This window comes from Peribacillus psychrosaccharolyticus ATCC 23296 (genome assembly GCF_000305495.1).
In the GTDB taxonomy this organism is placed as follows: Bacteria; Bacillota; Bacilli; order Bacillales; family DSM-1321; genus Peribacillus; species Peribacillus psychrosaccharolyticus.
Genome location: NZ_AJTN02000232.1, coordinates 1 through 13,905 on the forward strand (window position 1 = coordinate 1; position 13,905 = coordinate 13,905).

Genomic DNA, 13,905 nt, shown 5'->3' on the forward strand with positions numbered 1-13,905 from the left:
TTTTTTTATGTGGAAACTCTACTTACAGTCCTTTTTCGGATTGTTTATTGACTTTTGGGGCACTCCATTTAAATATCTTATTTAGGAGTGTGTAAATGTGTTTAGATTCTTTGGTCATGATTGGACCAAGAATGGCTAAAATGAGGACATACAATGCAGAGAAAGAGGTCAAGATGGGTGCTAAACCGCCCGCAATACCTATGTTGGCTACAATGATGGAAAATTCTCCACGAGAAACGATGGTTAAGCCAATATTGACTGAAGCCTTATGAGATAAATTTGCTTGACGTCCAGCAATCATCCCGGCAACGAAGTTTCCGATTATTGTTAGCGCGACAGCTCCAAGCGTTAGCCATAATGCACCGCCCAGCTCAAATGGATCAATACTTAGACCAAAGCTGAAAAAGAAAATCGCTCCAAAGAAATCACGGAAGGGAACAACCATTTTTTCAATTCGGTCACTATGCTCAGTCTCAGAAAAAACGAGACCTAATAGTAATGCACCGATTGCTTCGGCAACGTGAATGGTTTCTGAAAAACCAGCTATAAAGAATAGCGATGCAAAAATCACGATAATGAAGATCTCATCGGAGGATATATTTAATAATTTATTTAATAATGGGGCAGCTTTTCGTGCGATAACGAAAAATAATAGCATATACCCGAGGGCGATAAGGATTGAAGTTAGTGAACCGAGTAAGGTGGTATTATCTCCTAGCACTAACCCAGAAACAATGGAGAGGTATACGGCTAAGAAGATATCTTCGAACATAATAATGCCGAGAATTAACTCCGTTTCATTGTTACCGGTCCTTTTAAGGTCTACGAGCACTTTCGCAACAATTGCACTGGAGGAAATGGAGATAATTCCTGCGACGATAAGAATTTCCTTAAAATCAAAACCAGCAACCCATCCAAATAAAACACCAATCGTAAAGTTGATGGCTATATAAATCGTTCCGCCAGTAACAATGGATTTCCCTGATTTAATAAGTTTTTTCATCGAAAATTCAAGGCCTAGATAAAACAAGAGAAATAGAACACCAATTCTCCCAAGGAAGGAAATGATGTCTTCGCTGTGGATAAAGCGTAAATCAATAACGCCAATTGTCGGAGCATGGGGACCGACGAGCATTCCAATGACAATGAGAAACGGGATAATCGAGAATTTTAATTTACCTGAAATAATTGCAGCAAGTGCTACAAGTAAAAGGGCCGTACCAACTTCGAAAACTAAATGGTCCAAAATTTACTCACCCCTTTCATTTGATAGCAATTCTTTTATTAAGTTCTTAATGTCAGTCCTTCCTCCAGAAATAACAAGTGTATCTCCTGCCTCAATAATGGTATCAGGGCCTGGATTAACGAGATTTTTAGTATCCTTCTTCGTATGAGCGATAACAGTTACGTTATAATTGCTGCGTATATCAATATCTCCAATTGTTTGACTAATCGCTTTTGCACCTGGCTCCACTTTATACCATTCGATAACTAAGTTCCCAAGGGCCATTTCAATTGTTTCAAGGGCTTGAGGCTTATAAACCATTCCGCCAAGAATGCTGGCGATTTGACGAGATTCTTGATCATTAAACGTAACACTTGAGACAATTTCATCATGGTCACTGTCAAAATGATAAAGTTCTCTGCGACCATCGTCATGGATGACAATGACCATTTTTTCATCGTTTCTAGTAATAACTTCGAATTTCTGACCTATTCCTGGAAGTTCACTTTCTCTTATTCTCATTGAAATTCCTCCTTGTTTTCGGATAGAGAAAAATGGGTTCGTCAAAGTAACTTAAGATCTTACAAATTCACATCGATGATGGTTTTAATTTTCTCTTCTTCTGATATGCCTAGATACTTCATTGTTTCAGCCAAACTGGCATGATGAAAGTGCTTTTGAATCAATGCAACGGAAACCCCCTGCTTGTAAGCGTGATACCCAAATGTTTTTCGCATTGAACTAGCTCCGTATTTTCCTTCAATACCAGCCGCTTCCACAGCCTGATGGATAATTCGGTGAGCTTGTTGTCGTGTGATGGGTTTATTGGTCTTAGGCGACATAAACAAATAGGAATCGTCTGCAGTAGGGAGCTTTGTAAGGTATTCTTGTAAAGCACTCCGTACTTTTGCATTTACATAAACTGAAGTTTCCTTCTCATCATCAAGTTTCAACTTTAGATGCTCTTTAATGATGTTTTCAGAAGTCAGCACATCAGAGCATTTTAATTCTAGAATTTCATTAATCTTTAAGCCAGTGTTGATCCCAATGACAAACAATGTATAATCCCTTTCAGAATGCTTCTTCAAATACCTTTTTATGGAGTTTATATCTTCCACACGCCTAAAGGCTTCTACATATTCCATTTTCGCTGCTCCTTGTATGTTACTTAATTATATTATATCACTAATTATGTAACTATACGACTCTTATGCTTATTTACACGGTTCTTTTATTTTATCCGAAGAGAAATAAAAAACTCCCTAAAACCAGTTAACTGGTTTTAGGGAGTGCGAGTCAGTATATAGTGAAATTCTCCTGAAGCTTCCTCTACCCTGCAATCCAGCTTATCAACTTTTGAAAACGGTGGACCCTTCATTAGCTTCGTTAATAGGGATTGATATGTGGTTTCTTCTGTCTCAATGATAACTTGTACAGAACCGTCAATGTTATTGTGAACATTTCCTCTTATTCCTAATTCAACCGCTGCGGAAGCAGTGAAAGATCGATAACCTACACCTTGTACAGAGCCGGTAATCGTTATGATATATCTTTTTATCATAACGTTTGTTGAAGTGTCTGAATTAGATCGGTTTTTATATGCTGCCAAAGATCTTTATCCGAAGTAAAGCGGGATTTCATCGACAGAATAAAGGCATTCATAGCTGCTTCATAACCCGGGTCATCCTTTGCAGGCAATGAACTTCGAAGTTCATCAGCAAATCCTTGAACTTCTGGTGCACGCGGACCCCACTTTGTTACTTCTTCACCAGCATCATTAATAAATATAATAATTGGAATGGATCTTGCTGTCCCATTAGTTAAATATTGATCCATAAGTTCTAAATTTTCATCTCGTATTAAATACCGTGTGTCAATGTCAGCTTCTTCGGCAAGTTTCATGAAAATCGGCAAATTTACCATGGCATCATTACACCAATCAGCTGTCAGAATAATAGCTCGAAGCTGTTTGGATTTAATTGTTGCCAGCCACTCCTTGTCTTTACCCGTTAGGTTAAACTGATTATAAACGGCTAGCAATGACTCTTTATTGGTAGTCATATCCTCAATATAAGTTTCCCTTGTTAACCCTTTGTCAAACCAATCATTTAATGCAGTCATCAACGGTACCTCCTAGTTTCTTTTTTTCATCATACCTTATTTTAAAGGTGAACTAAAAGCTCTATTGCGGATTATAGAGTAAATAGTGAATTTTAATATGTACCAAAACATCAAATCTATTAATAGAAGAAGGGACTAATCCATACGGATTAGCCCTTTTCTAAAAATCTAATTATCTTGTAGCTTTTTGTAGTTTCTGTATAACTTGAAGAGACATTCCTGTTCCAATAGCCACAGATTCTAATGGATGTGGAGCAACATGGACTGGAACAACAATCTCTTCACTAAGCCAGTCCTGCATCCCATTTAGCAATGCGCCTCCACCAGATAACACAACCCCTTGATCGACTATATCGCCGCTTAACTCTGGAGGACAATCTTCTAATGTAGCGCGGATTGCTTCCAGGATATGAAACAATGATTCGCGGAGTGCTTCTTGTATTTCTATCGAAGTAATCGAAATGTTTTTTGGCAATCCCGTTACTAAATCACGTCCACGAATATCCATCGTCATGGGTGGGTGATCAATCATTGCATAGCCAATCTCTATCTTAATTTGTTCGGCAGTCCGTTCACCGATTAATAAATTGTATTTTTTCCTAACATATTGAACAATATCCTCATCCAGCTGATCGCCGCCAATTCGAATCGAATGACACGAAACAACTCCACCATAGGAGATGATGGCTACTTCAGTCGTACCACCGCCAATATCAATAATTACATTAGCGACCGGTTCTTCTACGGGTAACTCAGCACCAATTGCTGCAGCTACCGGCTCTTCTATTAAATGGACATGCTTAGCTCCACAGCTTTTAACTGCATCCTCAATCGCTCTTCTTTCAACTGAAGTTGACCCTGAAGGTGTACAAACCACAACTGTAGGTTTTCTAATAGCAAAACCAAGCTGTTTACTCGCTTTTTTCATGATTTGCTTCAGCATCTGTGATGTAACATCATAATCAGCGATAACACCATCTTTCAATGGGCGAATCGCGACAATATTTCCCGGTGTTTTACCGATCATTTCTTTAGCATCTGTTCCTACTGCCATTACTTGCTTTGTATTCAAGTCTATTGCTACAACTGAAGGTTCATTAAATACAATTCCTTTATTCTTGCTGTACACTAATGTATTAGCTGTACCCAAATCAATGCCAATTTCTGTAGTTGATAACATTTTAGTCGCCCCTTTATAAAAAGTTTGACCCCCTATTAGCATTCTACCTAATAGTTCAGGTTTATGGGGGTATCTTTAGATGGTAATTGTTTCATGTGGAACCAAATACTATTATTAAACGCTTCTAAATGGACTAAGAATAATCCCAGAGACTGCTAGTAACCGTCGACAAGCCAGCATACTATGGGGCGAAGTTTTCATTAAACTAGTGAATTGAAAGACAGTTCACTGTGCAGCGGAGAGCTGACTAAATGACCTCCCTTTAATTTTCACAGTAAATCTATTAATCGTTCACTCTTATTAGCGGGAATAAGAATTTTATAATTATTGTAGGGGTTCGGGTATAAATTAGTAAGTGTAAATATATGTTAGAAGCAAGAATGTTTGATGTGGAAATTAGTAATCCTGTCGAGTGATTAAAAGCTTCTCTAAGGATTTGGTGAAGTACTCGGAACAGGGGTATTTGCGGAAAGAAAAGATTGTAGGAGGGTTCGTCTCTTTTTACATTTTTTGTTGCTATTGGTCTGGGGGAGCAGGCTGCGTAATATGGGAGGAATAGAGGTACGCTTATTACGGTACTAATCTTGGCGTGATATAAGGAATGAGGCACCCTGATGGGTGCCTCATTTATGGAAACTACTAATTCAAGTAGTAATGGGTTTCTTTTGAATCATGTTGTTGCGGTCTTTCTTTATCATTTTACGCAGGAATGGCAGGATATAACGGTCTAGGCCGTACTGTGCTGCATTATATCCGGCTACAAGGATGAACATTTGCAGAAGGACAAGCTGTGCATTTGTGCTGACTGTACCAGAGAACAGGAACGCGAAATTCATTGTCAGCCCCATCAGAACAGAGAAGCTTGTGAAGATACCAAGGATAAGTGCGAATCCAACAAGAAATTCACCTAAAGGAACTAGAAAATTAAATGCTCCAACATTCGGCAGTGCCACATTTTCTAAGAATGTGCCCCACCATCCCTGTACAGATGGATGTTCTCCACCGGTATTGGCGATTGCCCCCTGTATAAATCCAGATGCATCAAATCCGCCTGCTTTCAATTTTTCATAGCCATGGGTCATCCAGTCATATCCAATATATACACGCAGAACAGTCAGCAGAATAGCTGCATATTTATTATTCCTTAAAAAGTTTAACATAATTCCCAACACCCCTTCTTATAAAATGTTCGCTTGTTTTGAAGATATCCGGTTATCCTATGACTTTATTATAAATCCAGATTATGTTATTTACAACGTTTATTGTGAAATTATTCACAATCTTTTCGAGGCTGTCACATAGTATCCATAATTTGATCTTTTGCTGCTACATTTGGAAAATGATTACCTCTCGATAGTGGGCTTTACCGTGTCAAATGACCGATGTTAGTTAGCATCCTGCTGATCTAAAAGCGTCAATACCTGTGGATGCATTCTTCAATCGGTCCTCTCTAGATCCTTCGGTGAAGGGAGAATTTCCGTCTGAGCTCGTGGGTTTTCTAAAGGAGGACGGAGCTTCATGCCTAAAATCGCAGAGGGTGATCTGCACATAAATGGGTTCATAAAGCGTTGGAAGAGGTTATCTGTAATAGTGAACTGTCTTGCATTTCTAAGGGAAAGGTCAGTCTGCTGTGCTTGCTAATTTTTTATTTTAATGATTATGTGTCGAGGAGGGTTAATGTATCAAATTGTAGTTCGGATTCGGTGCTCACAAACAAACTGTGATCCTCATATCATATTTCTATCAATAAGATTATTTCCCAGACAATTTTCTCGGAAAACTACCAAATTTCGCATTAAAAGTACTGAGTACCCATCGAAAAATCTACTTTTCCTCAGTATAGTAGATTTGTAACCATCTTGGTGTTGGAGGGATAGGGAATGCAGCAAAGACCTCATTGGAATAATCGTAAAGATTTAGAAAGCATCGTTAAAAGACTGGTCAGAATCCCAAGTGTTTCTGGTACTTTAGGCGAAATGCGTATGGCTGAAGAATTGGTCGAAATATTAGGGGAGATTCCATACTTTCAAAACCATGCAAACATGATTTTTACAGAAGGTATACCTAATGATGAGTTCGAACGAGTCAACATCGCCGCACTATTAGAAGGAAAAGAAAAGAATAACCGCAAAACAGTGGTGTTATTAAGTCATTATGATGTAGTGGGAGCAGCTGATTATGGGAAATTACAACCATTAGCTTTTGATGCTGAACAGTTAACGGGATTTTTACAAACAGCGAAACTTCCTGATGAAGCAAGTAAGAATCTACAAACAGGTGATTGGTTATTTGGACGGGGAGTTATGGATATGAAAGCCGGTCTTGCAATTGAATTAGGCTTATTATCAGAGCTGAGTGAAGACGAGCACTTTTCAGGTAACATCCTGCTGCTCTCAGTTCCAGATGAGGAACGAAACTCGGCTGGAATGCTTGCAGGTGTCGATTTGTTAACAAAGTTAAAAAAGAAATATGATCTCGAATATACTTTATGTCTATGCACAGAACCGTCCTTCGAGAGTTTTCCAGGTGATGAGTCGAAGTACATTTATCTTGGTTCAGCAGGGAAGATGCTGCCCCTCGTGTTTTGCGTGGGAAAGGAAACGCATGTTGGAGAGCCGTTTGCTGGTGTGAATGCTGCATGGATGGCGGCCGCATTTACTTCAAATATGGAGTTGGCAGAGGTTTTTCTTGAAAGGGAAAGTGATTTTTCGTGTCCTTTGCCCATTTGTCTCAAGATTGAAGATCTTAAGGAGCACTATAATGTACAGACACCCACACATGCATATGCACTCTATAATATTTTTACCATTAAGCAGACTCCCGAAGATGTGATAACCAAAATGAAAAAGCTTGCAGAGCAAACAGCTTCCGAACTAATCGAACGCATGGAAAAAGCTTGTATTTCAAGCGGTATCTTAGAATATAAACAGCGCATTACAGAAGCTAAACCGAAAGTATTTACTTATTCAATGTTATACGATCTGGGAAAAAAACAGTTTGGAGAGTCATTTGAACAGGAACTTTTATCGATCATCATGAATAAAGGTGTGGACGATTACCGAGAATTAACAATATCTCTGGCGAAAAAGATAAGTGATTACTTCCCGGATTTGGCACCATTTTATTTAATTATGCTTTCTCCCCCATATTATCCGAATGTCTCATTGACAGAAGATAAACAAAAAGATGTAGACATTGTACAGTTAGCAAATGCTATTCAAAAAAAGGCTGAAGGTACTGGCGTAGAGATAAAACTTCAGAAATACTTCATGGGTCTATCTGATGTAAGTTATTGTCGTCTGCAGGATTCAGAGAACGTAATTCCAACGTTAGCAAAGGAGCTGCCTTTGTATGGAACAAGGTATCATTTGCCTTTAGAAACCATCGCTGCACTGGATATTCCAACCTTGAATATTGGCCCCTATGGTAAAGATGCTCATAAGCGAACGGAACGTCTAGAATTGCCGTTTTCCTTGGAAATCCTACCAAATCTGCTTAACTATGCTATTAAGAACGTATTAATCTAGTCTTCGCTGTCTTCCTTAAGAAAAATCCCGGGGGAAAACGAATATAAATAAGGCCGCACAGTAGTTGTGCGGCCGTACATTTAGTTATGAACGGTTAACAGTTGATAAGCATTTTGGACAGCCTCTTCTGAAGGGGGCTGTATATCCTCAAGCGGATAGGTAAGGCCTAAGACATTCCACTTGTAAACGCCGAGCTTATGATATGGAAGAATTTCTACTTTTTCTACATTACTTAGCGTACGGATAAACTGGCCAAGATCGGTCAAATCCTCTTCGGAATCGGTAATACCAGGAACTAGAACATGGCGAATCCAAACAGGAATGTTCTTTTTATCCAGATAGTGAGCAAACCGAAGGATATGGGCATTCGGTTTACCTGTCAGCTTACGGTGCTTCTGATCATTGATATGCTTGATATCCAGAAGAACTAGGTCGGTGTATTGCAGTAATTCATCAAGTCCTCTGATAAAGAATGGTGTTTCTGAAAAACATCCGCCTGAGGAATCAAGTGCCGTATGGATACCTAGTTTCCTGCATTCTTTAAATAATTCAGTAACAAAGGGTAAATGAAGCAGTGGTTCGCCTCCGCTTACCGTAATTCCACCGTTCGAAGCACGGATAAACGGAAGGTATTCTTTTAGGTCCTTAATGACTTCTTCTACGGTAATATCTTTACCAGAACCGATGCTCCATGTATCAGGATTATGACAATACTGACAGCGGAGTAAACAGCCCTGTGTAAAAATGATGTACCGGATGCCGGGACCATCTACGGTGCCGCATGTTTCAACAGAATGTATATTTCCAATCATTGCTCTCAGCCCTCTCACCGCCTCCATGGGGGTGGGGGCGAATTGTTAGTTTTTTAATTAAAGATTTTCATGGAATGTACGATTAATCACATCAATTTGTTGTTCTCTTGTTAGTTTAATAAAGTTGACAGCATATCCAGATACCCGAATCGTTAATTGTGGATACAACTCTGGGTGATCCATTGCGTCAAGCAGTGTTTCTCTGTTGAATACGTTTATGTTTAAATGATGACCTTTTTTCATAATATAACCATCTAATATGGCAGCAAGATTGCCATTTTGAGCGTCTTCTTCTTTACCAAGTGCTTTTGGAACCATAGAGAAGGTATTAGATATTCCATCTAGTGCATGATGATAAGGAAGTTTAGATACAGAAGCTAATGAAGCTAATGCACCTTTGGTGTCCCGGCCATGCATTGGATTTGCTCCAGGTGCAAACGGTTCACCCTCACGTCGGCCATCCGGTGTATTCCCAGTCTTTTTACCATAAACAACATTAGATGTGATGGTCAGGATGGAAAGAGTATGAACAGATTTCCGGTATGTGGCATGTTTTTTGAGCATGGACATAAAGGTCTCCACCAGATTAACGGCCAGTTGATCGACACGGTCATCGTTATTTCCGTATTTTGGGAAGTCGCCTTCGACAACATAATCTACAGCAATACCGTTTTCGTCACGAATGACTTTTACGTTTGCAAATTTGATAGCGCTTAGAGAGTCAGCTACAACACTGAGTCCTGCGATACCTGTAGCCATTGTTCGGACGATTTCAGTGTCATGTAAGGCCATTTCAATGCGCTCATAGCTATACTTATCGTGCATATAATGGATAACATTTAGGGTATTGATATACAATCCAGCTAGCCAATCCATCATGAAAGTATACCGTTCCATGACTTCATCATAGTCTAAATAATCACTTGTGATGGGTGCCATTTTCGGTCCAGCTTGAACCTTCAGTTTTTCGTCAACACCGCCGTTTATTGCATAAAGCAAAGCTTTGGCAAGATTGGCACGTGCCCCGAAGAATTGCATTTGCTTCCCAATCTTCATAGCGGATACACAACAAGCAATACCATAGTCATCTCCATATTCTAATCGCATCAGATCATCATTCTCATACTGAATGGAACTGGTTTTAATTGACATGCTGGCACAATATTTTTTAAACTCTTCTGGAAGCTGTGGAGACCAAAGGACTGTTAGATTTGGCTCTGGTGCAGGTCCAAGATTTTCAAGAGTATGCAGGAATCTGAAACTGTTTTTTGTGACAAGGGGTCTGCCGTCAATTGCCATACCGCCGATGGCTTCGGTTACCCAAGTCGGATCACCGCTGAATAGTTCATTATAGTCAGGTGTACGAGCAAATTTAACTAGACGAAGTTTCATGATAAAATGATCGACAATTTCCTGTGCTTCTTCTTCCGTTAATGTTCCTTCATTAAGATCTCGCTCAATATAGATATCAAGGAAGGTAGAAACACGGCCAAGACTCATTGCTGCGCCATTTTGTTCTTTAATAGCTGCAAGATAGGCAAAGTACAGCCATTGGAACGCTTCACGAGCATTTTGAGCTGGGAGTGAAACATCATAACCGTAAGATAGTGCCATAGTTTGTAACTCTTTAAGGGCTCTAATCTGTTCTGATAGCTCTTCCCGGAGGCGGATAACATCCTCCGACATTGTAGTTGATGTATTTTTAAGGCTCTTTTTCTTATCTTCAATTAGGCGGTTAGTACCATATAATGCAACACGCCGATAATCGCCGATAATCCTTCCTCGTCCATATGCATCTGGTAATCCGGTAATAATCCCGACTTTACGGGCAGTCATCATTTCATCGGTATAAGCATCAAATACGCCTTGATTGTGTGTTTTACGGAAATCTGTAAAGATTCGTTCAATTTCTTTATCCAGCTCGTATCCATAAGCATTACATGCAGCTTGAGCCATGCGAATGCCGCCATATGGCTGAAGGCTGCGTTTGAAAGGTTGATCGGTTTGTACTCCAACGATAGCTTCGAGGTCCTTATTCAAATAACCTGGAGCATGTGAGGTAATACTAGAAACGGTTCTTGTATCCATATCTAATACTCCGCCATTTTCACGCTCTTTTCCGGTTAACTCCATAACTTGCTGCCAAAGTACCTCTGTTGATTCTGTAGCTTTTTCTAGAAATTCGGCATTACCTTGATAAGGAGATACATTGTTTACGATAAAATCACGGGTATTCACTTCAGACTGCCAATTTCCTTCGATAAAACTTCTCCATTGATTCATGGTTTTTTCGCCGTCCTTTATTTAATTTATTTTTAAGACCTAACTAATTTAGTAATAGCTTACATTCTTAGCATACAGTGAAAAATTGGTTATTTATAAAATATATGTGAATCCTTTGTGAAACTGTTATAGTATTTCAAATAATCTGTTATATATTTAACGATAAAATTTACATCTGTTATAGTGTTTGCTCGATAAAAAAAACAACCACTATCATGGCTGTTGTAAAAATAAAACTATAATCGCTTACCGCCAATAAATTTATTCTTCCAGTAAGAACCATTTATTGAGTCGATTCGTACCCCTTTGGAAGAAGAAGAGTGGATGAATTTGTTGTTTCCAACATAAATACCTGTATGGCTGGCCCGTTTTTTACCATTAGAAAAGAAAACAAGATCGCCTTTCTCTAAACTACTCTTTTTTATGTACTTTCCTATCAAAAACATTTGTGATGCAGTTCGTGGAAGAGACTTTCCGGTAGCTTTTTTAATTGAATATGCTACAAATCCAGAGCAATCGAAGCCCACCGGACTCATTCCTCCCGTTTTGTATCGAACACCTATGTACTTTTTGCTTACTGATACTACTTGATCTGGTGAATAAGAAGCTTCGGCCGAGTCGAAAGGAACTAGAAAACTACCTAATATACAAAGTGATAGCACAGATGCGAATATATTCTTTTTCATGTGTTTCCCCCTGGTTTTTAGTAATCTCTATATTTCTCTCTTTTAGTAGTTTTACTATATCAAAAATAGGTATAAAGTAGGGTTACAATGTAGTTAAGTAATATTACAAATTTTCCTCAGTTTGACATTTTTGTTACTAAAGCGACATAATATTCAGAAAAGTATAGAGGTAGTTGTCTTGCTCTACCATGTTCTTACTAGTAGGGATGTTTCTATTAGTAAAAAATGATTTCTACAAAAAACCTAGAATCCATTCACTTTTTTTAACTAGTTACCGATATAAAGAAAAGAGAATGCAGAACACTTTATATGATTGGGTGTGTATTATGGATAAAACATCATTTATCGGAATTTTACTCGGAATTATTGCTATTGGTGTTGGTATGGTGTTAAAAGGGGTAAGTCTATCGGCTTTAATTAATCCCGCAGCCATTCTTATTATTTTCGTTGGAACGGCTGCCGCTGTCACTACAGCTTTTCCAATGTCAGAACTAAAAAAGGTGCCGGTACTGTTAAAGATTCTTTTTAGTGAACAGCGTTTAACAAAGCCAGAAGAACTTATCCGAACATTTTCAGAATGGGCAGTCATTGCTAGGAAAGAAGGACTATTAGCGTTGGAAGTCATTTCTGAGGATATAGAAAATCAATTCTTGAAAAATGGATTAAATTTAGCAGTAGAAGGACAAAGTGCGGATTATATTCGTGATATTTTATCAGAAGAGATTGATGCGATGGAAGAGAGACATCTTGGCGGTGCAGCTATTTTCAGTCAAGCTGGTACGTATGCTCCAACACTAGGTGTACTTGGGGCAGTACTCGGTTTGATTGCTGCACTTGGGAATATGGATAATACCGAGGAATTAGGTCATGCTATATCGGCAGCTTTTGTTGCGACTATGCTAGGGATTTATACTGGTTATGTACTTTGGCATCCGTTCGCTAATAAGTTAAAAAGAAAATCAAAAGAAGAAGTACGAATTAAAGAAATGATGATTGAAGGGATTCTTTCTATTATTGAAGGGGAAGCTCCTCGAACGATTGAACAAAAACTTACGTCTTATTTGCCTGCTAATGAACGGAAAAAATGGCTGGAAGGCGAAGTGAAGGGAAATGGCTAGGAGAAAAAAGAAGGTGCGTCACGAGGAACATATGGATGAGTCATGGTTGGTGCCATATGCCGATATTCTGACTTTATTGCTAGCCCTTTTTATAGTACTTTTTGCTTCTAGCTCCGTAGATGCCAACAAATTTCAACAACTTTCGAGTGTGTTTAATCAAATATTTACGAGTGGGTCAGGTGTCCTAAACTATCCTAGTCCCGTTCAGGATGTCACTCCATCTACAACTGATGATAACGAAAAGTCTTCCGGAAAAGAAGATGATCCGGAAGCCCTTTGGATGGTAGAGAAAAAAGAACTGAAAGAAATACAAAATAAAGTAAATCAGTTTATTGAAAAGAATGATTTGACTAAAAAGCTTGATACCTCTTTAACGGATGAAGGTCTACTGCTTACAATTCGAGACAATGTCCTTTTTGAATCTGGTAGTGCGGTCATCCGACAAAAAGATGTGAAAATATCGAATGATATTGCGGAATTATTGATTATGAATCCACCACGCAGCATTGTTATCAGTGGACATACAGATAATATCCCAATTAAAACCTATCAATATGAGTCTAATTGGGACTTAAGCGTTATGAGGGCTGTGAATTTCATGAAAATTCTTCTTGAAAATGAAAGTCTAAATCCTCAATGGTTTAGTGCAAAAGGGTATGGTGAATTCAGTCCTATTGCATCTAACGAAACGGCAAAGGGACGGGCTAAAAATAGAAGGGTAGAAATTTTAATTATGCCAAGGACAGCGCTTAATCAGTAAGAAATTGTTTCTAAACAAAGACGTTAGCTTAAGGCATGATGTTAAGCTAACGTCTTTATGTTGATTGTAAAACCTATATCAGAATAGAAAGCCATGCGAATCAAACAGCGGATGTGAATAAATATGGATAGAGAATATGTAAATGTAATGGAGGAAATTGTGATTACTCTTGTGACGTTTATGATGACGGGGG

General features: G+C 38.7%; 13 protein-coding genes and 1 pseudogene. 4 read left to right on the top strand and 10 right to left on the bottom strand.

The genetic code is table 11. The annotated features are described in order from the left end of the window. Nucleotides 1-22 precede the first annotated feature (22 nt). From WYK_RS18450 to WYK_RS18475, 7 genes are all read right to left on the bottom strand, one after another. Nucleotides 23-1,246, bottom strand: a complete 1,224-nt coding sequence (locus tag WYK_RS18450; protein WP_040375933.1) for a cation:proton antiporter — start codon at nt 1,244-1,246, stop codon at nt 23-25. A 3-nt stretch (nt 1,247-1,249) separates the two neighbouring features. Next, entirely contained in the window at nt 1,250-1,747 is a 498-nt protein-coding gene (locus tag WYK_RS18455; RefSeq protein ID WP_040375934.1) for a cation:proton antiporter regulatory subunit, read from the bottom strand. A 59-nt stretch (nt 1,748-1,806) separates the two neighbouring features. Further along, nucleotides 1,807-2,370: a tyrosine-type recombinase/integrase gene (locus WYK_RS18460; protein ID WP_040375935.1), complete on the bottom strand. Its 564-nt coding sequence runs from the start codon at nt 2,368-2,370 to the stop codon at nt 1,807-1,809. Between the two features lie 137 nt (nt 2,371-2,507). Next, nucleotides 2,508-2,786, bottom strand: a complete 279-nt coding sequence (locus WYK_RS24170; RefSeq protein WP_081704961.1) for an acylphosphatase — start codon at nt 2,784-2,786, stop codon at nt 2,508-2,510. Beyond that, complete coding sequence (locus WYK_RS18465) at nt 2,783-3,346, bottom strand: thioredoxin family protein (protein ID WP_040375936.1); 564 nt, start codon at nt 3,344-3,346, stop codon at nt 2,783-2,785. The genes WYK_RS24170 and WYK_RS18465 overlap by 4 nt, the downstream gene beginning before the upstream one ends. A 172-nt stretch (nt 3,347-3,518) precedes the next feature. Continuing rightward, the gene (mreBH, locus tag WYK_RS18470) at nt 3,519-4,526 is read right to left on the bottom strand and encodes a rod-share determining protein MreBH (protein ID WP_040375937.1); all 1,008 of its coding nucleotides are present in this window, start codon (nt 4,524-4,526) and stop codon (nt 3,519-3,521) included. Nucleotides 4,527-5,170: 644 nt separating this feature from the next. Beyond that, the gene (locus tag WYK_RS18475) at nt 5,171-5,689 is read right to left on the bottom strand and encodes a DoxX family protein (protein WP_152526506.1); all 519 of its coding nucleotides are present in this window, start codon (nt 5,687-5,689) and stop codon (nt 5,171-5,173) included. 230 nt (nt 5,690-5,919) lie between these two features. Between WYK_RS18475 and WYK_RS25820 the strand changes: the two are divergent. Both WYK_RS25820 and WYK_RS18480 read left to right on the top strand, forming a co-directional pair. Continuing rightward, nucleotides 5,920-6,077, top strand: a pseudogene (locus tag WYK_RS25820) (6-phospho-beta-glucosidase); the annotation flags it as partial. Nucleotides 6,078-6,406: 329 nt separating this feature from the next. Next, nucleotides 6,407-8,053, top strand: a complete 1,647-nt coding sequence (locus tag WYK_RS18480) for a M20/M25/M40 family metallo-hydrolase (protein ID WP_051387679.1) — start codon at nt 6,407-6,409, stop codon at nt 8,051-8,053. An 80-nt stretch (nt 8,054-8,133) separates the two neighbouring features. Here the strand turns inward: WYK_RS18480 and pflA are convergent, their stop codons facing one another. From pflA to WYK_RS18495, 3 genes are all read right to left on the bottom strand, one after another. Then, nucleotides 8,134-8,865, bottom strand: a complete 732-nt coding sequence (pflA, locus tag WYK_RS18485; protein ID WP_040375939.1) for a pyruvate formate-lyase-activating protein — start codon at nt 8,863-8,865, stop codon at nt 8,134-8,136. Nucleotides 8,866-8,922: 57 nt separating this feature from the next. Beyond that, nucleotides 8,923-11,148 carry a formate C-acetyltransferase gene (gene pflB, locus WYK_RS18490; protein ID WP_040375940.1) on the bottom strand — a complete coding sequence of 742 codons (2,226 nt, stop codon included), beginning with the start codon at nt 11,146-11,148 and terminating at the stop codon, nt 8,923-8,925. Between the two features lie 236 nt (nt 11,149-11,384). Next, a complete protein-coding gene (locus WYK_RS18495; RefSeq protein ID WP_040375941.1) occupies nt 11,385-11,834 on the bottom strand; it encodes a C40 family peptidase in 450 nt (149 codons plus the stop codon). A gap of 326 nt (nt 11,835-12,160) precedes the next feature. Here WYK_RS18495 and motA point away from each other — a divergent pair, with 326 nt between their 5' ends. Both motA and motB read left to right on the top strand, forming a co-directional pair. Continuing rightward, the gene (gene motA / locus WYK_RS18500; RefSeq protein WP_040375942.1) at nt 12,161-12,952 is read left to right on the top strand and encodes a flagellar motor stator protein MotA; all 792 of its coding nucleotides are present in this window, start codon (nt 12,161-12,163) and stop codon (nt 12,950-12,952) included. After that, nucleotides 12,945-13,712, top strand: coding sequence for a flagellar motor protein MotB (gene motB / locus WYK_RS18505; protein WP_040375943.1), 768 nt, complete (start codon nt 12,945-12,947; stop codon nt 13,710-13,712). The genes motA and motB overlap by 8 nt, the downstream gene beginning before the upstream one ends. The last annotated feature ends 193 nt before the right edge of the window (nt 13,713-13,905 follow it).

Excerpts from the sequence above, each read along its gene's own strand:
- WYK_RS18455 (WP_040375934.1), bottom strand. The coding sequence starts at position 1,747 with ATGAGAATAAGAGAAAGTGAACTTCCAGGAATAGGTCAGAAATTCGAA.
- WYK_RS18460 (WP_040375935.1), bottom strand. The coding sequence starts at position 2,370 with ATGGAATATGTAGAAGCCTTTAGGCGTGTGGAAGATATAAACTCCATA.
- WYK_RS24170 (WP_081704961.1), bottom strand. The coding sequence starts at position 2,786 with ATGATAAAAAGATATATCATAACGATTACCGGCTCTGTACAAGGTGTA.
- WYK_RS18465 (WP_040375936.1), bottom strand. The coding sequence starts at position 3,346 with ATGACTGCATTAAATGATTGGTTTGACAAAGGGTTAACAAGGGAAACT.
- mreBH (WP_040375937.1), bottom strand. The coding sequence starts at position 4,526 with ATGTTATCAACTACAGAAATTGGCATTGATTTGGGTACAGCTAATACA.
- WYK_RS18480 (WP_051387679.1), top strand. The coding sequence starts at position 6,407 with ATGCAGCAAAGACCTCATTGGAATAATCGTAAAGATTTAGAAAGCATC.
- pflA (WP_040375939.1), bottom strand. The coding sequence starts at position 8,865 with ATGATTGGAAATATACATTCTGTTGAAACATGCGGCACCGTAGATGGT.
- pflB (WP_040375940.1), bottom strand. The coding sequence starts at position 11,148 with ATGAATCAATGGAGAAGTTTTATCGAAGGAAATTGGCAGTCTGAAGTG.
- WYK_RS18495 (WP_040375941.1), bottom strand. The coding sequence starts at position 11,834 with ATGAAAAAGAATATATTCGCATCTGTGCTATCACTTTGTATATTAGGT.
- motA (WP_040375942.1), top strand. The coding sequence starts at position 12,161 with ATGGATAAAACATCATTTATCGGAATTTTACTCGGAATTATTGCTATT.
- motB (WP_040375943.1), top strand. The coding sequence starts at position 12,945 with ATGGCTAGGAGAAAAAAGAAGGTGCGTCACGAGGAACATATGGATGAG.